The sequence below is a fragment of the Kocuria sp. KD4 genome, assembly GCF_011769905.1.
Lineage (GTDB): Bacteria > Actinomycetota > Actinomycetes > Actinomycetales > Micrococcaceae > Kocuria > Kocuria marina.
On sequence record NZ_CP050449.1, the window covers coordinates 1,551,077 to 1,574,233 of the forward strand.

21 protein-coding genes are annotated in these 23,157 nt (G+C 69.7%); all 21 read right to left on the minus strand.

Going from position 1 to position 23,157, the window contains the following annotated elements:
- Positions 1–56: 56 nt before the first annotated feature.
- Positions 57–1,013, minus strand: a complete 957-nt coding sequence (gene pyrF, locus HBK84_RS06995) for an orotidine-5'-phosphate decarboxylase (RefSeq protein WP_206069217.1) — start codon at positions 1,011–1,013, stop codon at positions 57–59.
- 40 nt (positions 1,014–1,053) lie between these two features.
- Positions 1,054–4,374, minus strand: coding sequence for a carbamoyl-phosphate synthase large subunit (gene carB / locus HBK84_RS07000; protein ID WP_167318529.1), 3,321 nt, complete (start codon positions 4,372–4,374; stop codon positions 1,054–1,056).
- On the minus strand, positions 4,374–5,558 hold the full coding sequence (gene carA, locus HBK84_RS07005) for a glutamine-hydrolyzing carbamoyl-phosphate synthase small subunit (RefSeq protein ID WP_167318530.1): 1,185 nt from the start codon (positions 5,556–5,558) through the stop codon (positions 4,374–4,376). The genes carB and carA overlap by 1 nt, the downstream gene beginning before the upstream one ends.
- A gap of 57 nt (positions 5,559–5,615) precedes the next feature.
- The gene (locus HBK84_RS07010) at positions 5,616–6,110 is read right to left on the minus strand and encodes a hypothetical protein (protein ID WP_064845878.1); all 495 of its coding nucleotides are present in this window, start codon (positions 6,108–6,110) and stop codon (positions 5,616–5,618) included.
- 22 nt (positions 6,111–6,132) lie between these two features.
- Positions 6,133–7,443, minus strand: a complete 1,311-nt coding sequence (locus HBK84_RS07015) for a dihydroorotase (RefSeq protein WP_167318531.1) — start codon at positions 7,441–7,443, stop codon at positions 6,133–6,135.
- A gap of 10 nt (positions 7,444–7,453) precedes the next feature.
- On the minus strand, positions 7,454–8,437 hold the full coding sequence (locus HBK84_RS07020) for an aspartate carbamoyltransferase catalytic subunit (RefSeq protein WP_064845879.1): 984 nt from the start codon (positions 8,435–8,437) through the stop codon (positions 7,454–7,456).
- A complete protein-coding gene (pyrR, locus tag HBK84_RS07025; protein ID WP_167318532.1) occupies positions 8,434–9,096 on the minus strand; it encodes a bifunctional pyr operon transcriptional regulator/uracil phosphoribosyltransferase PyrR in 663 nt (220 codons plus the stop codon). The genes HBK84_RS07020 and pyrR overlap by 4 nt, the downstream gene beginning before the upstream one ends.
- A gap of 108 nt (positions 9,097–9,204) precedes the next feature.
- Entirely contained in the window at positions 9,205–9,621 is a 417-nt protein-coding gene (gene nusB, locus HBK84_RS07030) for a transcription antitermination factor NusB (RefSeq protein WP_064845881.1), read from the minus strand.
- A complete protein-coding gene (gene efp / locus HBK84_RS07035) occupies positions 9,618–10,181 on the minus strand; it encodes an elongation factor P (RefSeq protein WP_064845882.1) in 564 nt (187 codons plus the stop codon). Before efp ends, nusB begins: the two co-directional genes overlap by 4 nt.
- A gap of 146 nt (positions 10,182–10,327) precedes the next feature.
- Complete coding sequence (gene aroB, locus HBK84_RS07040; RefSeq protein WP_167318533.1) at positions 10,328–11,413, minus strand: 3-dehydroquinate synthase; 1,086 nt, start codon at positions 11,411–11,413, stop codon at positions 10,328–10,330.
- Positions 11,410–11,967: a shikimate kinase gene (locus HBK84_RS07045; RefSeq protein WP_131332979.1), complete on the minus strand. Its 558-nt coding sequence runs from the start codon at positions 11,965–11,967 to the stop codon at positions 11,410–11,412. The genes aroB and HBK84_RS07045 overlap by 4 nt, the downstream gene beginning before the upstream one ends.
- Positions 11,964–13,214 (minus strand): chorismate synthase, encoded by a 1,251-nt coding sequence (aroC, locus tag HBK84_RS07050; protein WP_064845885.1) that lies wholly within the window; start codon positions 13,212–13,214, stop codon positions 11,964–11,966. The genes HBK84_RS07045 and aroC overlap by 4 nt, the downstream gene beginning before the upstream one ends.
- A gap of 93 nt (positions 13,215–13,307) precedes the next feature.
- A complete protein-coding gene (locus HBK84_RS07055) occupies positions 13,308–14,225 on the minus strand; it encodes a shikimate dehydrogenase (protein WP_167318534.1) in 918 nt (305 codons plus the stop codon).
- 10 nt (positions 14,226–14,235) lie between these two features.
- Complete coding sequence (gene mltG, locus HBK84_RS07060; protein WP_167318535.1) at positions 14,236–15,435, minus strand: endolytic transglycosylase MltG; 1,200 nt, start codon at positions 15,433–15,435, stop codon at positions 14,236–14,238.
- A 92-nt stretch (positions 15,436–15,527) separates the two neighbouring features.
- A complete protein-coding gene (gene ruvX, locus HBK84_RS07065) occupies positions 15,528–16,031 on the minus strand; it encodes a Holliday junction resolvase RuvX (protein ID WP_167318536.1) in 504 nt (167 codons plus the stop codon).
- Positions 16,031–18,718, minus strand: a complete 2,688-nt coding sequence (alaS, locus tag HBK84_RS07070) for an alanine--tRNA ligase (RefSeq protein WP_167318537.1) — start codon at positions 18,716–18,718, stop codon at positions 16,031–16,033. The genes ruvX and alaS overlap by 1 nt, the downstream gene beginning before the upstream one ends.
- A complete protein-coding gene (locus tag HBK84_RS07075) occupies positions 18,718–19,176 on the minus strand; it encodes a hypothetical protein (protein WP_035961714.1) in 459 nt (152 codons plus the stop codon). The genes alaS and HBK84_RS07075 overlap by 1 nt, the downstream gene beginning before the upstream one ends.
- Positions 19,177–19,178: 2 nt before the next feature.
- On the minus strand, positions 19,179–19,658 hold the full coding sequence (locus HBK84_RS07080) for a DUF948 domain-containing protein (RefSeq protein WP_085106009.1): 480 nt from the start codon (positions 19,656–19,658) through the stop codon (positions 19,179–19,181).
- Between the two features lie 224 nt (positions 19,659–19,882).
- Positions 19,883–20,524 carry a 30S ribosomal protein S4 gene (gene rpsD / locus HBK84_RS07085; protein WP_035961694.1) on the minus strand — a complete coding sequence of 214 codons (642 nt, stop codon included), beginning with the start codon at positions 20,522–20,524 and terminating at the stop codon, positions 19,883–19,885.
- 222 nt (positions 20,525–20,746) lie between these two features.
- The gene (gene glpK / locus HBK84_RS07090; protein WP_167318538.1) at positions 20,747–22,318 is read right to left on the minus strand and encodes a glycerol kinase GlpK; all 1,572 of its coding nucleotides are present in this window, start codon (positions 22,316–22,318) and stop codon (positions 20,747–20,749) included.
- Positions 22,319–22,372: 54 nt separating this feature from the next.
- Positions 22,373–23,107, minus strand: coding sequence for an MIP/aquaporin family protein (locus HBK84_RS07095; RefSeq protein ID WP_064845912.1), 735 nt, complete (start codon positions 23,105–23,107; stop codon positions 22,373–22,375).
- Positions 23,108–23,157: the final 50 nt, after the last annotated feature.

A 23,157-nucleotide genomic window follows, 5' to 3' on the forward strand; every position in this document is an offset into this window, starting at 1 on the left:
ATGAACGCCCCCTGACGTGGCCTTTCGAGCCGTCGCCGGGGGCGTTCTCGGAGGTCTCAGGAGAGGTGGAGGTGCGTGCGCAGCTCCTCGGTGCTGCGGTCGATGGCGTCCCGCAGCGCGGGGACGTCGGGACCGTGACGCAGCACACCTCGCGAGGAGTTCGCGAGCACTGTGGGCCTGACGTGCTCAAAGACCGTGGCCACGGCCGCGGCGTCCGCGCCCTGGGCACCGTAACCGGGGGCCAGGATCGGCCCGTTCAGAGTGCTCAGATCGATGTCCAGGGATGCCAGGGCCTCCCCCACGGTCGCCCCGATCACCGCTCCGCACGAGCCCAGGGTGGCCTCGGACGGTGACGTCACGATTTCATCACGATTGTTCCCGGCCCCCGTATTCGCTCCGGTGACACCGCGAACGGCCGCCGCGGTGGCGCCGTCCGACGGCGCCGTCGAACCTTTCGGGGACGACGACGCCGTGCCCGGCCGGGGCTGCGCCGTCGCGTTTTCCCGGGCGATCGCGGCCAGGACGGACCCGGCCACGGACCCGGTGCCGCCCACGTGCTGGACGGACGCGCCCTCCGGGTTGGAGGTCAGCGCGAGCACGAACGCCCCGCGCCCGGTCTCACGCGCGAGGTCCAGTGCCGGACGCAGGGACTCGAAGCCGAGGTAGGGACTCAGCGTCACGGCGTCGGCCGCGAGGGGCGAGTCGTCGGAGAGCCACGCGCTCGCGTAGGCCGCCATGGTGGAACCGATGTCCCCGCGCTTGGCGTCCGCGATGCTCAGCAGCCCGGCCTCGCGGGACTCCCGCAGGACGCGCTCAAGCACCGCGAAGCCCGCGGAACCGTACGCCTCGAACAGGGCAACCTGCGGTTTCACGGCCGCGCACCGCTCCGCTGCGGCTTCGAGGACGCCCAGCGCGAAGCGCTCGAGGCCCTGCGCCGTGGCGGGCAGATGCCACGCGTCCAGCAAGGAGGGGTGGGGGTCGATCCCCACGCACAGCGGACCCGCAACGGTCATCGCCCGTTCGAGGCGGGCCCCGAAGGGAACACGCTCGGACTCAGCCACGGGTGTTCCCCGCGGCGACCTGCTCCCGCAGCTTCTGCTCGTGCTCCTGCAGGGACGTCACGGACCACGAGTACTGCCGCTGCGCGGTGATCGCCTGCAGCGCGGCACCGAGCTCCGAGACCGTGGTCATGGTGGGCACACCCACGGACGTGGCCGCCGCACGGATCTGGTACCCGTCGCCGCGGGCCTGCTGACCGCCGGAGGGCGTGTTGAAGATCAGGTCGATCTTCCCGTCCGTGATCAGGTCCGCGACCGAGGGGGACCCGTCGTCGGCGTCGGCGATCTTGGCCACGACCGTGGACTCGATGCCGTTGCGCCGCAGCACCTGGGCCGTGCCGCCCGTGGAGACGATCTCGAAGCCCAGGTCCGCGAACATCTTCACGGGGATCACCGCGGAGCGCTTGTCCTTGTTGGCGACCGAGACGAACAACCGTCCGGACGTGGGCAGCGGCCCGCCCGCGGCGGCCTGCGCCTTGGCGAACGCAGTGTCGAAGTAACGGTCGATGCCCATGACCTCACCCGTGGAGCGCATCTCGGGGCCCAGCAGGGAGTCCACCACGGTGCCCTCCGGGGTGCGGAAGCGCGCGAACGGCAGCACGACCTCCTTGACCGCGGTGGGGGTCTGCTCGGGCAGGGTCGTGCCGTCGTAGTCCGCGGGGAGCATCCCCTGCTCGCGCAGCTCGGCCACGGTGCGCCCGGTGCCGATCAGCGCGGCGGCCTTGGCCATCTGCACGCCCGTGGCCTTGGACACGAACGGCACCGTGCGCGAGGCCCGCGGGTTGGCCTCGATCACGTAGAGCACATCCGAGGCGAGAGCGAACTGCAGGTTGATCAGACCCCTCACGCCCACGCCGCGCGCAATGGCTTCGGTGGCCTCGCGCACGCGGGAGATCACGTCCGGGCCCAGGGTGATGGGGGGCAGTACGCACGCGGAGTCACCGGAGTGGATCCCGGCCTCCTCGATGTGCTCCATGATCCCGCCCACGTAGCAGTCCTTGCCGTCGTAGAGCGCGTCCACGTCGATCTCGATCGCGTCCTCGAGGAACTTGTCGATCAGGGCCGGGCGGCTCGGGCTGACCTCGGTCGCGTTCTCGAGGTAGGACTTCAGGGACGCCTCGTCGTAGACGATCTCCATCCCGCGCCCACCGAGCACGTAGGACGGGCGCACCAGCACGGGGTAGCCGATCTCGTGGGCGATCCGGCTGGCCTGCTCGAAGGTGTGGGCCGTGCCGTTCTTGGGCTGGCGCAACCCCGCCTCAGTGAGCACGCGCGCGAACTCCCCGCGGTCCTCGGCCAGGTCGATCGCCTCGGGGGTCGTCCCGAGGATCGGCACGCCCGCGGCCTTGAGGTCCGCCGCGAGCTTGAGCGGGGTCTGACCGCCGAGCTGCACGAAGACACCGAGCAGCCCACCCGAGCGGCGCTCGGCCTCCACGACCTCCATGACGTCCTCGAACGTGAGCGGTTCGAAGTACAGCCTCGTGGAGATGTCGTAGTCGGTCGAAACGGTCTCCGGGTTGCAGTTGAGCATCACGGTCTCGTACCCGGCCTCGCGCAACACCATGGACGCGTGCACGCACGAGTAGTCGAATTCGATCCCCTGCCCGATCCGGTTGGGCCCGGAACCCAGGATCATGACCGAAGGCTTCTCGTGCGGGGCCACCTCCGTTTCGCGGTCGTAGCTCGAGTAGTGGTACGGGGTGAACGCCTCGAACTCGGCGGCGCACGTGTCCACGGTCTTGTAGACGGGGCGGATGTCCAGCGCGTGGCGCACCCCGCGCACCACCGATTCCTCGAGGTGGACCAGCTCACCGATCTGGGCGTCGGAGAAGCCGTGGCGCTTGGCCTCCCGCAGCGTGACCGGGCGCAGGTCCGGGTCCGCGCGCACCAGGTCCGCGGTCTCGTTGAGCAACTGGATCTGGTCCAGGAACCACGGGTCGATCGCCGTGGCCTCGAAGACCTGTTCCACGCTCGCACCCGCGAGAAGGGCCTGCTGCACGTTGCGCAACCGGTGGGTGGTGGTCTCGCGGCACGTCTCCACGAGCCGGGCCACCGTGTTGGGCCCGGGCTCCACGGCCGGGCGGGCGAAGCTGAAGGACGAACCCTTCTGCTCGAGCGAGCGCATGGCCTTCTGCAGCGCCTCGGTGAAGTTGCGCCCGATCGCCATGGCCTCGCCCACCGACTTCATGGTCGTAGTCAGCGTGGGGTCCGCGGCCGGGAACTTCTCGAACGCGAAGCGCGGGACCTTCACGACCACGTAGTCCAGGGTGGGCTCGAAGCTCGCGGGGGTCTTCTGCGTGATGTCGTTGGGGATCTCGTCGAGCGTGTACCCCAGGGACAGCTTGGTCGCGATCTTGGCGATCGGGAAGCCCGTGGCCTTGGACGCGAGCGCCGAGGAACGCGAGACGCGCGGGTTCATCTCGATGACCACGATCCGCCCGGTCGCGGGTTCCACCGCGAACTGGATGTTGCACCCGCCTGTGTCCACGCCCACTTCACGGATCACGGCGATCGCGATGTCACGCATGCGCTGGTACTCGCGGTCGGTCAGGGTCAGGGCCGGGGCCACGGTGATCGAATCGCCCGTGTGCACGCCTACCGGGTCCACGTTCTCGATCGAGCACACGACCACCACGTTGTCGTTGGCGTCGCGCATCATCTCGAGCTCGTACTCCTTCCACCCCAGGATGGACTCCTCGAGGAGCACCTCCGAGGTGGGTGAGTACTGGATCCCGGCGCCGGCGATGCGGTGCAGATCGGTCTCGTCGTACGCGAGACCCGAGCCCAGTCCGCCCATCGTGAAGGACGGGCGCACGACCATGGGGTAACCGAGCTTCTCGGCGGCGACGAGCGCCTCGTCCATGGAGTGCACGATGATGGAGCGCGCGGATTCCGCGCCGCAGCGTTCGACGACGCCCTTGAAGGCCTCGCGGTCCTCGCCCAGGTTGATCGCGTCCACGTCCGCGCCGATCAGCTCGACGTCGTACTTCTCGAGCACATCGTTGGCGTCCAGGGCCAGGGCCGTGTTCAGCGCGGTCTGCCCGCCCAGGGTGGGCAGCACGGCGTCGGGACGTTCCTTCGCGATGATCTTCTCGACCGTCTCCGGGGTGATGGGTTCCACGTAGGTGGCGTCCGCGAACTCGGGATCGGTCATGATCGTGGCCGGGTTGGAGTTGACCAGGATCACGCGCAGCCCCTCATCCTTGAGCACGCGCAGGGCCTGGGTCCCGGAGTAGTCGAACTCGGCGGCCTGCCCGATCACGATGGGACCGGAGCCGATCACCAGGACGCTGTTGAGGTCTTGCCTGCGGGGCATTACTTGTCTCCTGCTTCCGAATCGGGGCTCTGACCGGCCCGGTCCATCATGTCGATAAAGCGGTCGAAGAGGTAGGCGGAGTCGTGCGGACCCGCGGCGGCCTCGGGGTGGTACTGCACCGAGAACGCGGGGATGTCCTCGCAGCGCAGTCCTTCCACGACGTCGTCGTTGAGCCCCACGTGGGACACGCTGACCCGCCCGTAGCGTGACTCGGGCGCGGTCACGGGCTCCCCCACGGGCGCGTCCACCGCAAAGCCGTGGTTCTGGGAGGTGATCTCCACCGTGCCCGTGGCGAGGTCCATGACCGGCTGGTTGATCCCGCGGTGGCCGAACGTGAGCTTGTACGTCCCGAAGCCCAGCGCGCGGCCGAGCAGCTGGTTACCGAAGCAGATCCCGAAGAACGGGATGCCCTCGTCCAGCACGCGGCGCAGCAGGGCCACCTGCTCGTCCGCGGTGGCCGGGTCCCCCGGGCCGTTCGAGAAGAACACGCCGTCCGGGTGCAGCGCCTGCACCTGCTCAAAGCTCACGTCCGCGGGCACCACGTGCACACGTACCCCGCGTTCGGCCAGGCGCTGCGGGGTCATGGACTTGATCCCCAGGTCCACCGCGACCACCTCGTGGCGCACCGGGGCGTCCCAGCCGTGCTCGCGCGGCTCCACCACGTAGGTCTCGTCCGTGCTCACGTGCTCGGCGAGCGCGCGGCCCGCCATCCCCGGCTGCTCGGTGACCCGCTGCACGAGCTGGGCCACGGGCTCACCGGCCTGATCGCCGGAGAAGATCCCGGCGCGCATCGCACCCTTGTCGCGCAGGTGGCGGGTCAGCGCGCGGGTGTCCACGCCCTGGATCCCGGTGATGCCCTGTTCGGCGAGCTCGTCGTCCAGGCTGCGCTCGCTGCGCCAGTTGGAGGGCCGGCGGGCGGGGTCACGCACCACGAAGCCGTTGACCCAGATCTTGCGGGATTCCATGTCGTCCAGGTTCACGCCCGTGTTGCCGATGTGCGGGGCGGTCTGGATCACGATCTGCCCCGCGTACGAGGGGTCGGTCAGGGTCTCCTGGTAGCCGGTCATCCCGGTCGCGAAGACCGCTTCGCCGAAGGCCGTCCCGGGGGCACCCCAGGCGCGGCCCTCGAACACCGTGCCGTCCTCGAGGACCATGACGGCCGGTTCGATGCGTGGTGAGTTCATGGCGAACTCCTTTCGTTGAGCGTGCCGGGAGCGTGAGGGCTCCCGGGAATTCGGTTCTCAGGCGTCCAGCAGGGCCGACGCCGCGTCCTCCAGTTGCCGGGATCCCTCACCGGTGCGCGCGCGGAAGCCGGTGTCCACGCGGGTGTCCCCGAGGTCCCAGGTCAGCACCACGAGTCCGTCGCGTTCCACGAACTTGCCGACCATCCCGGACGCGGTGGACACCGCGCGCAGATCCGCCCGTGGAATGAACACGTCCGGGGCGCCCTGGCGGTTGAGGAACACACCGTCCGGGGCCACGATCGCCTCCGCGTTCGTGCGCACCCCCAGGTCATGCCCCGCGATACGTTCGAGCGGTTGGGCGGTGTAGGTGGTGACCACGTACATCCCGTCCACGCGCGCGGTGGCCCGCTGCAGCAGGTCCCGGGGCGCCTGGGCCGGCGCGGCCAAGCCCGCCTGGCGTCGCACCCGACCCCGCCAACCCCACCGGATCAGGGCGAAGAGCACCACGACGATCAGGATGGTCAACAGGGTGGGTACGAGCTTGTCCGACATGGGCGGCCTTTCGTGGGGGTGGTCAGCGGGTCAGCGGCGTGGCGGGTTCGCCGTTACGCACCACGGGGTGACCGCGGTAGAACGTGGCGCGCACACCGCCGGGCAGGGTCATCCCCCGGTACGGACTATTGCGGCCCTTGGACGCGTGGATCGTGGGATCCACGGGGGTCTGCCCGCTGGGGTCCCACAGCACGATGTTCGCGGTGGCCCCGGGGGCCAGTTCCTGGCCCTGGTCGGTCAGGCCCAGGATCCGGGCGGGGGTGCGGGACATGATCTGCGCCACGCGCTCCCACCCGATCAACCCGGTGTCCACGAGGGTCGACTGGACCACCGCGAGGGCGGTCTCCAGACCCGTCATACCGTGGGCCGCGCAGCTCCACTCGCATTCCTTGTCCTCCGCGGTGTGCGGGGCGTGGTCCGTGCCGATCACGTCGATCGTGCCCTCGGCCACGGCACGGCGCAGGGCCTGGACGTCGTCGTCCGTGCGCAGCGGCGGGTTGACCTTGTAGACGGGGTCGAAGGTGCGCACGAGTTCGTCGGTGAGCAACAGGTGGTGCGGGGTGACCTCCGCGGTCACGGCCACGCCGCGCTCCTTGGCCCAGCGCACGATGTCCACGGACCCCTTGGTGGAGAGGTGGCAGATGTGCAGGCGGGAGTCCACGTGCTGGGTCAGCAGCACGTCCCGGGCGATGATCGCCTCCTCGGCCACCGCGGGCCAGCCCGTGAGACCGAGGTCAGCGGAGACCGCGCCCTCGTTCATCTGGGCGCCCTCGGTCAGGCGCGGTTCCTGGGCGTGCTGGGCGATGATCCCCCCGAAGGACTTGACGTACTCGAGGGCCCGGCGCATCAGAACGGGGTCGTGGACGCACTTGCCGTCGTCGGAGAACATCCGTACACCCGCGCGGGACTCCGCCATCGCGCGGATCTCGGACAGCTGCGTGCCCCCGAGCCCCACCGTGACCGCGCCCACGGGGTGGACGTCGCACCACCCAGCGTCGCGGCCCAGCTGCCACACCTGCTCAACCACGCCGGCGGTGTCCGCCACGGGGTGGGAGTTGGCCATCGCGAACACCGCGGTGAACCCGCCGCGGGCCGCCGCACGCGTTCCGGTCTCCACGGTCTCCGCGTCCTCGTGACCCGGTTCGCGCAGGTGGGTGTGCATGTCCACGAGACCCGGAAGGGCCACGGCGCCGGCGGCGTCGATCACGTCCGTGCCCTCGGGCACGTCCAGGGTGCCCACGGGCCCCACGGCGGCGATCACCCCGTCCGTGAGCAACAGGTCCGCGGGCTCACCGCCCTCGGGGCGGGCGTTGCTGATCAGGTAGGAGCTCATGCGGGCCACCTCAGTTCTCGCTCGGGTACGGGGAGCTCTCGTCGCCGGAGAGCAATAGGAACAACACGGCCATCCGCACGGCCACACCGTTGGCCACCTGCTCCAACACGGTGGAGCGCGGGGAGTCGGCGGCCTCTGAGGAAATTTCCAGGCCGCGGTTCATGGGCCCGGGGTGCATGAACACCGTGGGCGCACCCATGTGCTCGAGGCGCTGCACGCGCTGGGATGTGAGCCCCCAGCCTCGCGTGTACTCGGCCTCGCTCGGGAAGAACGCGGCGTTCATGCGCTCACGCTGCAACCGCAGCATCATCACGGCGTCCGGCGCCTCGGCCAGCACGGCGTCCAGGTCGTAGCCGACCTCGCACGGCCAGTCGTCCATGGCCACGGGAACCAGGGTGGGCGGGGCCACGAGCGTGACGCGTGCGCCCAGGGTCGTGAGCAACCACACGTTGGAGCGGGCCACGCGGGAGTGCAGCACGTCCCCCACGATCACCACGTGCATTCCTTCGAGGTCCATCCCGGTGCTCGCCATGCCCGTGGCCCGCGAGCGCACGCGGCGCAGGGTCATGGCGTCGAGCAGGGCCTGGGTGGGGTGCGCGTGCTTGCCGTCCCCGGCGTTGATCACCGCGGCGTCGATCCACCCGGAGTCCGCGAGCTGCTGCGGGGCGCCGGAGGACGCGTGGCGGATCACCACGGCGTCCGCGCTCATGGCCATGAGCGTCTGTGCGGTGTCCTTGAGCGACTCGCCCTTGGACACCGAGGAGCCCTTGGCGGAGAAGTTGATCACGTCCGCGCTGAGCCGTTTGGCCGCGGTCTCGAAGGAGATCCGCGTGCGCGTGGAGTCCTCGAAGAACAGGTTGACCACGGTGCGCCCACGCAGGGCGGGCAGTTTCTTGACCGAGCGCGAGGACACGGCGGCCATCTGGTCCGCGGTGTCCAGGATCCGCACTGCCTCGGGGTAGCTCAGCTCGTTGGTCGTCAGCAGGTGCTTCATACGCGCGGCCCCTTCCCGGCGGTACCGGGGGCGCGGGCGACGTCATCGTCGGAGACCACCGGCGAGTCGATGATCACGCAGTCCTCGTGACCCCTCACGCGCGGCTGGGGATCGGACTCGCGCAGCAGCACGCGGACCTTCTCGTGGGAGGACGTGGGCAGGTTCTTGCCCACGTGATCCGCGCGGATGGGCAGCTCGCGGTGGCCACGGTCCACGAGCACGGCCAGGCGCACCGCGTTGGGGCGTCCCACGTCCACGAGGGCGTCCAGGGCCGCGCGGATCGTGCGCCCCGAGAACAGGACGTCGTCCACGAGCACCAGGGTGCGCCCGTCGATCCCGGAGTCCGGGATCACCGTGGGTTGCGGGGTGCGCGCGGGATGACGCCGCAGGTCGTCGCGGTACATCGTGATGTCGAGCTGACCCGTTCTCTGTTGCGCGTGGAAGTCGGGGTCGATCTGCTCGAGCTTGGCGGCCAACCGCTGGGCCAAGGGGTAGCCGCGACGGGCGATCCCCAGCAGCACGAGGCCCCGGGAGCCCTTGTTGGACTCGAGGATCTCGTGGGCGATCCGGGACAGGGCCCGGTCGATGTCGGGTGTCGAGAGAATTACGCGGGACGTCATGCTCCGCGGTGACTGCTCGGCGTGTTCGGGCACGCTCACGTGCCGCCTCCTTCCCCGCCTCACCGGACGGACTTAAAGGGTGCGATCCGTAGTCGAAGCTACCACACGAAAAACCCCGGCCCGTGGCGAGCACGGACCGGGGTGGGTTCAGTCGTCGAGCAGGGAGGGCTTGACCTTCTGCAGCCGCCCCAGCAGCCCGTTGACGAAGCGAGGCGAATCGTCCGTGGACAGCTGCCGGGCCACGGCCACCGCCTCCGCGACGGCCACGCCGTCCGGGATCTCCGAGTTGTACAGCAGCTCCCATGCCCCCACGCGCAGCACGTTGCGGTCCACCGCCGGCATCCGGTCCAGCTCCCAGCCCTGGGAGTAGGTCTCCAGGAACTCGTCGATGTCCTCGCGCCGGTCGTGGACGCCCTCGAGGATGTCCACCGTGTACGGGTTGATGGGCGAGGAGGAGTTCTCCCGCCGCCGCACCAAGGCGTCCCGGACGGATTCGTTACGTTGTTCGGCCTCGAACAGGATCTCGACGGCGCGGATCCGGGCCTTGCTCCGGGCGCCGCTCACTCGTTGACGCGTCCCAGGTAGTCACCGGTGCGAGTGTCGACCTTGACCTTGGTGCCCTGCTCGAGGAACAGCGGGACCTGGATCTGGTAGCCGGTCTCGACCGTGGCGGGCTTGGTGCCGCCCGTGGAGCGGTCACCCTGCAGACCCGGCTCGGTGTAGGTGATCTCGAGCACGACCGACGGCGGCATCTCGATGTACAGGGGCGCGCCCTCGTGCATGGCCACGGTCACGTTCTGGTTCTCGAGCATGAAGTTCGCGGCGTCCCCCACGACGGCGGCCGGCACCGTGATCTGGTCGTACGTGGAGTTGTCCATGAAGACGTAGTCCTCGCCGTCCTGGTACAGGTACTGGTACTCGCTGCGATCCACCGTGGCGGTCTCGATCTTGGCACCGGCATTGAACGTCTTGTCCACCACCTTGCCGCTGGTCACGTTGCGCAGCTTGGTGCGCACGAACGCGCCACCCTTCCCGGGCTTGACGTGCTGGAACTCGATGGTCTGCCAGAGGTTGCCGTCGAGCTTGAGGATGGTGCCGTTCTTGATGTCGTTGCTGGTTGCCACGGTGTCACTTTCTCGTCGGGAACGTCGCCGCACGGCGGCGGGGCGCGTGGAGCCGGACCAGTCTACCGCGTGCGCCCGCTCGCCGTGCCAGCCGAGCAGTGCTCAGGGGCGCGGACGACGGCGCTCGCCGTGCCGTCCGCGCGGGCTCACTCCGCGATCTCCTGGTAGCACGCGAAGAGGATCGCGGGGTCCGGGACCTCCATGATCCGCGGGGCGGCGATCCGGTCCAGCACCACGAAGCGCAACAGGTTGCCGCGGGTCTTCTTGTCCCGCTTCATGACCTCGAGCAACCGGGGCCACTGGTCCGCGCGATACGTCACGGGCAGCCCCAGGGACGTGAGGATCTCGCGGTGCTCGTTCACGACGTCGTCGGACAACGACCCGGCCGCGCGCCCGAGTTCCGCCGCGAAGACCATGCCCACCGACACCGCCGCGCCGTGGCGCCACTGGTAACGCTCGTTGTGCTCGATCGCGTGCCCCAGTGTGTGGCCGTAGTTAAGGTATTCGCGCCGCCCGGATTCCTTCAGGTCCGAGGAGACGACCTCGGCCTTGACCCGGATCCCGCGCTCGATCAGCTCGCGCACCACGGGCGACGCCGCGTCCCGCACCTCCTGCGGGTTCTCCCGGATCAGCTCGAGGATGCGCGGGTCCGCGATGAACCCGCACTTGACGACCTCAGCCATGCCCGTGAGCAGCTCGTTCTGCGGCAGGGTCTGCAGCGAGTCCAGATCGCACACGACCGCGGCCGGTGGGTGGAATGCTCCCACGAGGTTCTTGCCCTCCGCGGTGTTGATCCCGGTCTTCCCGCCCACGGCGGCGTCCACCATGCCCAGCAGCGTGGTGGGCAGGTGGATCACGCGCACCCCGCGCAACCACGTGGCGGCCACGAAACCGGCGAGGTCCGTCACGGCGCCGCCGCCCACGGAGACCACGGCGTCCGTGCGCGTGAAGTCCGACTGGCCCATGATCTGCCAGCAGAACGCCGCGACCTCCACGCGCTTGCCCTCCTCAGCGTCCGGGATCTCGGCCACGAAGCTCTGGATCCCGACGGCGGAGAGGTTCTGCTGCACCACGTCACCCGTGGCGCGCAGCGCGCGGGGGTGGATGATGAGCACCTTCTTGACGCGCTCGCCCAGCAGTTCGGGCACGCGGTCCAACAGGCCGTTGCCCACGAGGACGTCGTAGCGGTTGTCGGGACCGCCGTGGACGGGGATGCTGACGGGATCACTCATGCGGTGTGTTCCTTTCCGCGCGGCTGCGCGATCGGTTCGCCCAGCGCGAGGTAGAGCTCACGGGCGATCTGCGCCACGGTGCGCGGCGCGGCGCCGTCGAGCCGGATGGTCGCGAGGCGTTCGAAGGTCTCGCGGCGCTCGGCCATGATCTGGCTCCAGCGGGCCTCGGGATCCGGTTGGAGCATGGGGCGGGTCGTGTTGCCCTTGATCCGCGAACGGACGGTGTCCAGGTCCACCTCCAGGTATGCGACCGTGTGCCCGGCCAGCAGCGGCTGCACGAGCGGGGACATGGGTGCGCCCCCGCCCAGGGAAATCACGCACCCGGCAGTGTCGGGGTCGTCGAGCAACTCGGCGACGACCTGCGCCTCGATCCGGCGGAACTCGGCCTCCCCGCGGGCGCGGAACAACCGAGGGATGGGTCCGTAGCGGGACTCGATCACGCGATCGGTGTCCACGTGGGGCAACCCGTAGTGCTCCGCGAGGTGCTGTGCCACGTGGGACTTGCCCGCCGCCATGGGACCGATCAGCACCACGGGCAGGGCGGGGCGCGTCACGCCAGGTCCCCGCGCACCTCGTCCAGGGCGGCCAGCGCGGCGGGGTCCGCGAGCTCGGGGGACGTGCGCAGGTTGGCGGGGATCCTCGCGAGGTAGGCGTCCTTGTTGCGTACCGTCTCGGTGATCGAGTCGCCGCCGAACTTCTCGAGGGCGGCCTGGGCGAGCACGAGCGCGACCATGGCCTCGGCCACCACGCCGGCCGCGGGTACCGCACACACGTCCGAGCGTTGGTGGTGGGCGCGGGCGGGTTCACCCGTGGCTACGTCCACGGTGTGCAGCGAGCGCGGGACCGTGGCAATGGGCTTCATCGCGGCACGCACGCGCAACAGGTCACCGATCGACATGCCGCCCTCGATGCCGCCGGCGCGATTGGAGACCCGGTGCACGGTCCCGTCGGCAGCCAGCGTCTCGTCGTGGGCCGCGGAGCCCGGGCGCGCGGCGGTACGGAACCCGTCCCCGACCTCCACGCCCTTGATGGCCTGGATGCCCATCAGGGCCCCAGCCAGGCGCGCGTCCAGGCGTCGGTCCCAGTGCACGTACGAGCCGAGTCCCGGGGGCAGGCCCTCGGCGAGCACCTCGACGACGCCGCCCAGGGTTTCCCCCGCCTTGTGCGCCTCGTCCACCGCGGCCACCATGGCCTCGGAGGTCCCGGCGTCGAAGCAGCGCAGCGGGTCGGCATCCAGCGCGGCGACGTCGTCCGGGCCGGGCAGCGCGGCGCCCTCGGGCACCGACACTTCCGCGATCGCGGTCGTGTGGGACACGAGCCGCACCCCGAGGGCCGCGAGGACCTGGGAGGCCACGACACCGAGCGCCACGCGCGTGGCCGTCTCTCGGGCCGACGCCCGTTCGAGCACGGGGCGGGCCTCGGCGAAGTCGTACTTCTGCATGCCGGTGAGGTCCGCGTGACCGGGGCGCGGGCGGGTCAGGGGCGCGTTGCGGGCCCGGCCCTCGAGCACCGCGGGATCTACCGGGTCGGAGCTCATGACGTCCTGCCACTTGGGCCACTCCGTGTTGGCGATCTCGATCGCGACCGGCCCGCCCTGCGTGAGCCCGTGGCGGACCCCGCCCAGGATGCGCACACGGTCCTGTTCGAATTTCATGCGGGCGCCGCGGCCGTACCCGAGCCGGCGCCGGGCCAGCGCGTCCTGGATCATCCCGGTGGTCAGTTCCACACCGGCGGGGACACCTTCGATGATCCCCACGAGCGCCTCACCGTGTGATTCCCCGGCCGTGAGCCAACGCAACATCAAAACACTCCAGTTCTCGCCCGGGGTCCACGCCCCGCGGTCAATTCGTTTCGCTCGGTCGTGCGCCCCGGCCCGGGCGGCACGCGCGCCGGGTCACGGCGCGAGTCGTGTGGCCTGCGCGATGCGCACGCGCTGCGGGATGCCACGTTCGGGCCGTCCCACCGCGCGACACATGGCCGCGGTCACCCTGTCCTCGTGCGGTATCGCCGCGAGGGGATCGCCCTGCGTGAACCAGCGGACCTGATCCACGGCCTGGAAGATCAGCATATCGACACCGGGGGCGATCGCGCCCCCCGCGTCCTGCCATGCAGACGCCAGCCGTGAGGGCCACGGGTCGTACGCGGCGTCGAGCAGCACGCCGGACACCGACGGCGCCTGGGCGCGCCACTGCAACGCGAGCTCGTCCGCACCGCGCGGGGGCAGGGTCGCCACGACCACGTCCGCGGTGTGCAGTGCCTCGGCGGCGTACTCCCACGCCACGGTGCGCACCTCGGTGCCCACCGCCCGCGCCACGGCATCGAGGGTCCGAGCGCGCGAGGGTGTCCGCACGAAGACGTCCACCGTCTCGGCCCCGAGCCCGTGCAGGGCCGCGACGGCCGCGCTGGCGGTGGCCCCTCCGCCGAGCACGACGGCGCGCGGGGTCTCCGGGATCGCGCCGGCCGCGCTCACGGCGGACATGATGCCCATGACATCTGTGTTGTCCGCGACCACGCGTCCGTCGTCCTCGAACGTGAGTGTGTTGGCCACGCCGAGCGCCCGCACGAGCGGGGTGACCCGGTCGGCGTCTCGGGCGGCGAGGGGTTTCAGGGGCATGGTGACCGAGAACCCGCCCCAGTCCCCCGCAGCCCGGGCGTCCGCCCAGAAGGTGTCCCATTCGCCCACGGGCACGTCCCGGCGCGTGTAGTGCGCCGTGAGCCCCAGGGCCTCGTAGGCGGCCGCGTGCAGCACCGGGGACAGAGAGTGGCCCACGGGGTGCCCCAGCACTGCGGCCCGCACGGAGGATCGCGTCATCGCGCGCCCCTCAGGAGCACTTACCGGGGTTGTCCGAGCACCACTGCTGGTACTCCTGCACATAGCGCTGGTGCTCCTCGTACGTCTTGGAGAACTTGGTCTCACCGGTGTCGAGGTTCACCGTTACCCAGTAGTAGTAGTCGTTCTTCTCGGGGTTCGCCGCTGCGGCGATCGCGTCGTCGCTCGGGGACCCGATGGGACCCACGGGCAGGCCCGGGTTCGCGTACGTGTTGTACGGATTGGACTTGTCCCGCTTCTCCTCGTCAGTAAGGTGCACGGTGGTCTTGCCGAGCCCGTAGGTCACGGAGGCATCCGACTGGATGAAGCCGCTGGTCTCGCCGTTCGGGTTGTTGATCCGGTTCTCGATCGCCCCGGCGACGGAACGGTAGACCTGGGGCGTGCCCTCGAACTCCACGATGGAGCCGATCGTGAGCACCTCGAACCAGCGGTCCTCGGGGACGTTGTTCTTGGACAGCGTGTCCTTGGTGCGGTCCACCATTTCCTGCAGGATCTGCTCCGCGGTGGCGTCGAGCGGGAAGTGGTACTCCCCCGGGTGCAGCCAGCCCTCCAGGTCGGGGAAGCGGTCCGGGATGCCGAACTTGGCCTTGTCCGTGGCGAGCTTCTCGAACTCGGACTTGTCGATCCCGGTGGCCTGGCTCAGGGCCGCGAACGTGTCCCCCTTGCGCTGGGTCTTGGGGATGGCCGCATAGTGGGTGGCCTCCCCCCGTTCCATGAGAGCGTCGATGGCGGCGTCAGAGCTCATGCGGGTCTTGAGCTGGTACTCCCCGGGCTGGATGAACTGCTCTGGGTAGCGCTGCTGGAAGGTGGAGACGAAGTGGGAGGCGTTGGCCACGATGTCCTGCGTCTGCAGGTCCTGGGCGATCTGTCCCGTGGAACTGCCGTCCGCCACGGAGAACGTGACGTCCTGGTCCCCGGAACCGCGGTAGTCCTTGCGTTCGAACAGACCGAACGCGGACCCCAGGACGGCCACGACCACGACCAGAGCCGCGATGAACAGCGCGATCGCCGTGGCCAGGGACGCGCGCGAACGGACCTTGCGGCGCTGCCGCTGTTCCGGGGTCACGTCGTGGTGTTCGAAGGCCCCCGCCAGGCGGGATTCCCCCGCGTCGTTCGAAGAGGTCAGCACGTCACCGTCGGACCGGTGGCCCTGTCCGTCACCGGTGCCGGTCTCCCGCGGCTCTCTGCTCACGAATTCTCTCCGCTCACGAATTCTCTCCGTCCGCCGTTCATGGTGCACATGTGGGGTGCTGCGGGCCAGGATCACCGCCCGCACGGTCAACTCTAATCAGCAGCCCGGTCCGGGACGGGTTCGCCCGGTTCCGTACCGGTCCGCCGCCCCTGGTCCACCGCCGTCTGCAGGAACGTCACCGCGGCGGCCTGATCGACCCTGTCAATGTGATGACGTCGTGACACACCCGAGTCCGATAGCGACCGGTGCGCGCTCACCGTGGACAACCGCTCGTCCACCAGGCGCACCGCTGTGGTGCACCCCCGTGAGCCTAACCGACGAACCAGTGAGGCCGCGTAATCACGAGCCATCCGCGTCGAGGCATTCTCACCGCCGTCGAGGCTGCGCGGCAACCCCACGTAGACGGTCACCACGTCCCGTTCCTCGCACAACCGGGTGATGATCTTCACATCGAAGGCCTTACGGGGGTTGCTGTCCCGCCCGAGGGTGTCGTGCGGGGTCGCGAGCACGGCGTCGGGGTCGGTCAGGGCGATACCGACCCTGACCGTCCCCACGTCCACGCCCATGCGCACACCGCGTGCGAAGGGTTGCGGCATCAGCCCGCCGTGGCCAGGATCTGCTCGCGGATCCCGGCCAGCGCATCGGGGATGCGGGCCGGGTCGGAACCGCCGCCCTGGGCCACGTCCGGCTTTCCGCCCCCGCCACCACCGAGCGCGGTCGCTGCGGTGCGCACGAGCTGGCCCGCGGCCAGGCCGGCGTCGCGAGCGGCGTCGTTGACGGCGACGACGACGAGCGGGCGCCCGTTGGCGACACCGGTCACCGCGGCCACGGCGGCGTCGGATCCCAGACGGGCGCGCAGGTCGAGCGCGAGGGTGCGCAGGGCGTCCGCCGAGGCGATCTCACCGGCGTCGTGCAGGACGGCGCGCACGGAGCCCACGGTCTGCGCGTCGTGCGCGAGCTGGCCGGCCTGCGCCTGCAGCTGCTGCTGGCGCAGCCCCGCGAGCTGGCGCTCGGTCTCCTTGAGCTTCTCGAGCGTCGCGGCGAGGCGCTCGGGCAGTTCGGCGCTGGACTGGACCTTGAGCATGCCCGTGAGCTGGTTGACCAGGGTGCGCTCGGCGGCCAGGTGGTTGAACGAATTCAACCCCACGAGCGCCTCCACACGGCGGTTGCCCGAGCCCACGGACTGCTCCGAGACCAGGGACAGCGAGCCGAGCTGGGACGTGGAGCCCACGTGCGTGCCACCGCACAGTTCACGTGACCACGGGCCGTTCATCTCGACCACGCGCACCTCGTCCCCGTACTTCTCACCGAACAGGGACATCGCCCCGAGCTTTTTGGCCTCGGCGAGCGGCATCTCGCGGGTCACGACCTCGAAGTCGTCCCGGATCGCGGTGTTGGCGATCTGTTCGATCTCCTGCACCTGGGTCGGCGTGAGGGCCTCCCCGTGGGAGAAGTCGAAGCGCAGGTAACCCTCCTTGTTGAACGACCCGCGCTGGACGGCGTCGGGACCCAACACGTCGTGCAGCGCCGCGTGGATCACGTGCGTGCCCGAGTGGGCGGCCTCGCCGTCGTGACGGCGCCGCGAGTCCACGCGCGCGGTGACCTCGTCACCCGTGACGACCTGGCCCGCGGCCACGGTGACCCGGTGCACGGACAGTCCCTTGACGGGTTGCTGGACGTCCTCCACGATCAGGCGCAGCCCGTCCGCGGAGTCGATCACGCCGGTGTCGGCGGCCTGGCCACCGGACTCGGCGTAGAACGGCGTGGCCTCGAGTACGACCTCCACGCGCGCGCCCTCGCTCGCCGCGGGCACCGGGACGCCGTCGGCGAGGATCGCGCGCACGGTCGTGGGGGTCACGAGCTCGGTGTAGCCCGTGAACCGGCTGCCGTGGTCGTCCAACAGGCGGCGCAGTTCGGACAGGTCCGCCATGGCGCCCTTCTTGGCGCGCGCGTCCTGCTGGGCCCGCTCACGCTGCTCGGCCATGAGCTCACGGAAGGCCCGCTCGTCCACGGCCACGCCCGCCTCACCGGCCATCTCCAGGGTCAGGTCGATGGGGAAACCGAACGTGTCGTGCAGCGCGAACGCGTCCGCGCCGCTCAGGGCGCGCTTCTCGCCCTTGGCGAGCTCCACGGCGTGCTCGAGGCGGGTGGTGCCCGACTCGATGGTCTTGAGGAACGCGCGTTCCTCGGCATACGCGATCTTGGAGATCCGTTCGAAGTCATCCGCGACCACGGGGTAGACGCCCTTCATCGCGTCGCGAGAGCGCGGCAGCAGCACGGGCAGGCAAGGGTCCGTCACCCCGAGCAGGCGCATCGCGCGCACCGCGCGGCGCAACAAGCGGCGCAGGATGTACCCGCGGGCCTCGTTGCCCGGCGTGACACCGTCCGCGATCAGCATGAGCGAGGAGCGCACGTGGTCGGCGACGACGCGCATGCGGACGTCGTCCTCGTAGCCCTGCTCCCCCGGCTTCTCCGCGCCGCGATAGGCGCGACCGGACAGTTCGGCGGCGGCGTCGAGCACGGGGCGGACCTGGTCCGTCTCGTAGAAGTTCTCCACGCCCTGCAGCAGCATGGCCAGACGCTCCACGCCGAGACCGGTGTCGATGTTCTTCTGGGGCAGGTCCCCCAGGATCTCGTAGTCCTTGCCGTTGCCCTCGCCACGCTGGTACTGCATGAACACGAGGTTCCAGATCTCGATGAACCGCTCGTCGTCCACGGCCGGACCGCCGTCCTGGCCGTAGCGCGGGCCGCGGTCGTAGAAGATCTCGGAGTCGGGACCCGCGGGGCCCGGCTGGCCGGTGTCCCAGTAGTTCTCGTCCCGGCCCATGCGCTGGATCCGCTCGGCGGGCAACCCCACGGTGTCGTGCCACAGGTCGTAAGACTCCTGGTCCCCCTCGTACACGGTGACCCACAACCGCTCCGGGTCCAGCCCGAAGCCGCCGTCCTCGAGCGAGGAGGTCAGCAGCTCCCACGCCATGGGGATCGCGCCGGACTTGAAGTAGTCACCGAAGGAGAAGTTCCCGGCCATCTGGAAGAACGTGCCGTGCCGGGCGGTCTTGCCGACCTCGTCGATGTCGAGGGTGCGGATACACTTCTGCACCGAGGTGGCCCGCGAGTACGGGGGCGTCTCTTGGCCCAGGAAGTACGGGATGAACGGGACCATACCGGCAATGGTGAACATGGCTCCGGGCTGCTGCGACACCAGCGAGGCCGAGGGCACCACCTGGTGGCCCTTGCCCTCGAAGTAGCTTAGCCAGCGCTGTGTGATCTCATGGGAGAGCATTACCGGTCATTCCCTTCCGATGGGACGTGTGTGATGATCCGACCCCGGGGGTCGCCCGGTGCGGGGCCCGGTTCGTGGGCGGTGTCCGCCCGCCACGGGGCATCCGGCGGTGGTGCGGCGTGGTGCGGGGCGTCCGGGTGGTTCGCGGTGTGGTCCACGGGCGTGCGCACGCCGAACTTCTCGTGCAGCTCGGCCTCGCGTTCGTTCATCCCCGCGCGCACCCGGGCGGCGAAGTCCTGGAACCGCCGCGCGGCGGTGCGGAAGAGCTCCACGGCGCTCCCGCTCGCGCGGCGTTCGACGGCGCCCGCGGAGCCGTGGCGGGCCACCGCACCCTGGGTGCCGCTCTGCACCTGCCGCCCGATCGCCTCGCGTGCGGCGGGGTCGGAGGCCACGCGCGTGGCCGCTCCGCCCACCACGGCGCCCGCGGCGAGCAGTGCGAGTTTGGACCACAAACCCATGCTCAGCTCCTGGTGTCCGTGGGCCCGGTCGCACGGCCTGCGGCGTGCGGGTCCGTGGACCCGGTGGTCGTGCCGGTCGCCGCGCCACCGGGCGCGGCACCGGGCTCGGTATGGGGGCCGGGCCGGGTCTGGGCACCGGCCTGGGGGCTGAACGCGCGGCGCAGCCCGTGGGAGAAGGACGCGACCTTGATCAGCGGCTGCCCCACCGTGGAGGCCACGAGGGAGGACAGTGCGGAGACATTGGCGGAGGCGTCCGAGACGTTGGACGTGATCCCGTCCACCTTCTCGAGCTGGGTGTTGGTGGTGGCCACGGTACGCGTGACCTCGTCGATCAGCGGGGCGGTGCCGTCGTTGATGGAGCGGATGCTCAGGCGCAGCTCATCGAAGACACGACCTAGCTTGATGATGGGCACCGCGAGCAACCCCACGAGCACCGCGAAGACCAATGCCGCGAGCAATCCGGCGATATCCCCACCGTCCATGGGCGACCACAACTCCGTTCCTACTTCGAGATCAGGGTCGGACCCGCGCGCAAGACCGACCGAAGCGCAACTCTACCCAAGAACCCGGGTGCAACGGGGAATCCGGCGCCACCGGGCCCGGTGTGCCCGTGCGCCGTCGTCCCCGGGACGCGAACAGCCCGCAGCCGAGGGCCGCGGGCTGTTCGCCCGTCACCCGTGACACGGGCGACGGAGGGCACGGAGGATCAGACCATCCGTGCGTAGTACTCCACCACGAGCTGTTCCTCGCAGGTCACGGGGACCTCGGAACGCTGCGGCTTGCGCGTGAGCTTGGCCTGCAGACGGTCGATCGTGACGTCCAGGTAGGCCGGGGTGTCCGGGAGGACATCCTGGTTGGCGCCGGTCGCGGCGATCTGGAACGGGACCATCTTCTCGGAACGCGGGTGCACGTGGACCGTCTGGCCCGGGCGCACGCGGTACGAGGGGCGGTCCACGCGCTGACCGTCCACCATGATGTGGCGGTGCACCACGGCCTGGCGGGCGGCGGCCATCGTGCGGACGAAGCCGGCACGCAGGACAAGGGCGTCGAGACGGGTCTCGAGCAAGGCGATGAGGTTCTCACCGGTCTGACCCTCGACACGCTTGGCCTCGACGTACGCGCGGTGCATCTGCTTCTCGCGGATGTTGTACTGCGCGCGCAGCCGCTGCTTCTCCATCAGCCGGACCTTGTAGTCGGAATCCTGCTTGCGGCGGGCACGGCCGTGCTCACCGGGAGCGTACGGGCGGCGCTCGAAGTACTTCTCGGCCTTCGGCGTCAGCGGGATGCCGAGGGCACGGGACTTGCGCACCTGACGGCGCACACGAACACTGTTGGAGCTGTTGGACACAACTTGCCTTTCATGCGGTTCGACGGCGTACGGGATGGACCCGCGTTCCGTTCTGGGTGGTACTGGCCTCCGGCGCGGGAATCGGTTCCCACGGGAGAGGTGCGGATCAGCCGCAATCCGACGGACCTAGCGTCCGCCGGGCACGCGCGGGATCGTGAGGGTGCCACGGGTCCCGGGAGTGCGCCGACGAGACGTGCCAGCCAACCGTCCACTATAGCCGATTCAGTCCACGTCCTCGTTCACCCAGTCGAGCGACTTGGTCACGGCCTTGCCCCAGTTGCGGAACAGCTTCTCCTGCTGCTCACGGTCCCCCTGGGGGTCCCAGCGCTTCTCCTCGGCCCAGTTGCGGGAGATCTCCTCGAGGTCCGCCCAGAAGCCCACGGCGAGACCGGCCACGTACGCCGCACCCAGGGCCGTGGTCTCAGTGATCTTCGGCCGGATCACGGGCACACCCAGCTGATCCGCCTGGAACTGCATGAGCAGCTCGTTGGCCGTCATGCCACCGTCCACGCGCAGCTCCGTGAGGTCCTGCTTGGAGTCCTTGTTCATGGCCTCGACCACCTCACGGGACTGGTACGCGGTGGCCTCGAGCACGGCACGGGCGATGTGCTCCTTGCGCACGTAACGCGTGAGCCCCACCAGGGCGCCGCGGGCGTCCGGACGCCAGTGCGGTGCGAACAGACCCGAGAACGCGGGGACGAAGTACGCCCCGCCGTTGTCCTCGACCGCGCGCGCGAGCGGCTCGATCTCCTTGGCGTCCTGGATCAGCCCCAGGTTGTCCCGCACCCACTGCACGAGCGAACCCGTGACCGCGATGGAACCCTCCAGCGCGTAGACCGGCTTCTCGCCCTCGATCTGGTAGCACACGGTGGTGATCAATCCGTGCTCGGAACGCACCGGGGTCTCCCCCACGTTCATGAGCAGGAAACTGCCGGTGCCGTAGGTGTTCTTGCCCATGCCGGGTTCGAAACACGTCTGGCCGAACATGGCCGCCTGCTGGTCACCCAGGATGCCAGCGATCGGGACCTGCTTGAGGAACCCGCGGGCGCGGCCCTTGCCGTAGACCTCGCTGCTGCACCGGATCTCCGGGAGCATGGACATGGGCACGCCCACGGTCTCGCACAACTCCTCGTTCCATTCGAGGGTGTCGATGTTCATGAGCAGGGTCCGGGACGCGTTCGTTACGTCCGTGACGTGCACCCCGTCCTCGGAGCCGCCGGTCAAGTTCCACACGAGCCAGCTGTCGGTCGTACCGAAGAGCAGGTCCCCGGCCTCGGCGCGCTCACGGGCGCCCTCCACGTTGTCCAAGATCCACTTGACCTTGGGACCGGCGAAGTAGCTGGCCAGGGGCAGACCCGTGAGCTCGCGGAAGCGTTCCTCCCCGCCGTCCTTGGCGAGTTCGTCTACGATCTCCTGCGTGCGAGTGTCCTGCCACACGATCGCGTTATACACGGGTTTGCCTGTGTTTTTGTCCCACACCACAGTGGTCTCGCGCTGGTTGGTGATACCCACCGCGGCGAGATCGTCCTTGGTCAGCTCGGTCTCTGCGAGCGCATCCGCGACGCAACGGCGGGTGTTGCGCCAGATCTCCTGTGCGTCGTGTTCGACCCACCCGGCGCGAGGGAAGATCTGCTGGTGCTCGTACTGGCCCACACCCATGATGGTGCCGGAATGGTCGAAGACAATGGCGCGGGTGCTCGTGGTGCCCTGATCGATGGCCATCACGTACTGGGGATCACCAGAACCTGTGGTCCTGGTACCTCGGGCGGTCTTGGTGGTGTTTGATGTGCTCATGGTGCTCATTCCTTGGGTCGAGGGGCGGGAATCGATGGGGATGCGTTCAGAGGATCAGAAAGCCGCACCCGGGAACAACTGGAAGACACCGCCGGCGAGCAACGCGCCGAGGATGGGACCCACGATCGGGACCCACGCGTAGCCCCAGTCGCTACCACCCTTACCTCGGATCGGGAGGATCGCGTGGGCGACGCGAGGGCCCAGGTCACGCGCGGGGTTGATCGCGTAGCCGGTGGGGCCGCCGAGGCTCGCACCGATCCCGACCACGAGCAGCGCCACGGCCAGGGGGCCCAGGCCGGAGGGTGTCCCGCCGAACATGAGGATGACGAAGACCAGGACGAACGTGGCGATCACCTCGGTCAGCACGTTCCACCCCGCGGAGCGGATCTCCGGTCCGGTGGAAAACGTGCCCAGCTTGGCGGCCGGGTCCAGCGGCTCGTCGTAGTGCTGCTTGTACGCGATCCAGCAAACCACGGCACCCAGGAAGGCACCCAGGAACTCGGCGGCCAGGTAGACCACGGTCGACGCGGCGGTGATGGCCACCCCCGGCGCGTAGACATCGGCTCCGGAGGCCCAGATGCCGACCGTCACGGCGGGGTTCAGGTGGGCGCCCGATTGCCAGGCGACGTACACGCCGGCGAACACGGCGAGACCCCACCCGAAGCTGATGAGCAACCAGCCGCCGGCATTGCCCTTGGTCTTGCCCAGGAGGTGGTTGGCCACAACACCGACACCCAGAAGGGTCAGCAGTGCGGTGCCCAGGACTTCGGACCAGAACACCGTGCCCAGGGGCACCACTTCCGCCGCCTCCATGGGCAGCATCGCGTTCAAAGTGGTCA

What these genes read in the sequence shown, in the direction of transcription:
- HBK84_RS07015 (WP_167318531.1), bottom strand. Translation starts at nt 7,443, where the DNA reads ATGAGCTCCTACCTGATCAGCAACGCCCGCCCCGAGGGCGGTGAGCCC.
- alaS (WP_167318537.1), bottom strand. Translation starts at nt 18,718, where the DNA reads ATGCTCTCCCATGAGATCACACAGCGCTGGCTAAGCTACTTCGAGGGC.
- aroC (WP_064845885.1), bottom strand. Translation starts at nt 13,214, where the DNA reads ATGTTGCGTTGGCTCACGGCCGGGGAATCACACGGTGAGGCGCTCGTG.
- HBK84_RS07010 (WP_064845878.1), bottom strand. Translation starts at nt 6,110, where the DNA reads ATGTCGGACAAGCTCGTACCCACCCTGTTGACCATCCTGATCGTCGTG.
- ruvX (WP_167318536.1), bottom strand. Translation starts at nt 16,031, where the DNA reads ATGCCGCAACCCTTCGCACGCGGTGTGCGCATGGGCGTGGACGTGGGG.
- aroB (WP_167318533.1), bottom strand. Translation starts at nt 11,413, where the DNA reads ATGAGTGATCCCGTCAGCATCCCCGTCCACGGCGGTCCCGACAACCGC.
- carB (WP_167318529.1), bottom strand. Translation starts at nt 4,374, where the DNA reads ATGCCCCGCAGGCAAGACCTCAACAGCGTCCTGGTGATCGGCTCCGGT.
- HBK84_RS07020 (WP_064845879.1), bottom strand. Translation starts at nt 8,437, where the DNA reads ATGAAGCACCTGCTGACGACCAACGAGCTGAGCTACCCCGAGGCAGTG.
- HBK84_RS07075 (WP_035961714.1), bottom strand. Translation starts at nt 19,176, where the DNA reads ATGGGTTTGTGGTCCAAACTCGCACTGCTCGCCGCGGGCGCCGTGGTG.
- HBK84_RS07080 (WP_085106009.1), bottom strand. Translation starts at nt 19,658, where the DNA reads ATGGACGGTGGGGATATCGCCGGATTGCTCGCGGCATTGGTCTTCGCG.
- glpK (WP_167318538.1), bottom strand. Translation starts at nt 22,318, where the DNA reads ATGAGCACATCAAACACCACCAAGACCGCCCGAGGTACCAGGACCACA.
- HBK84_RS07055 (WP_167318534.1), bottom strand. Translation starts at nt 14,225, where the DNA reads ATGACGCGATCCTCCGTGCGGGCCGCAGTGCTGGGGCACCCCGTGGGC.
- pyrF (WP_206069217.1), bottom strand. Translation starts at nt 1,013, where the DNA reads ATGACCGTTGCGGGTCCGCTGTGCGTGGGGATCGACCCCCACCCCTCC.
- carA (WP_167318530.1), bottom strand. Translation starts at nt 5,558, where the DNA reads ATGAACTCACCACGCATCGAACCGGCCGTCATGGTCCTCGAGGACGGC.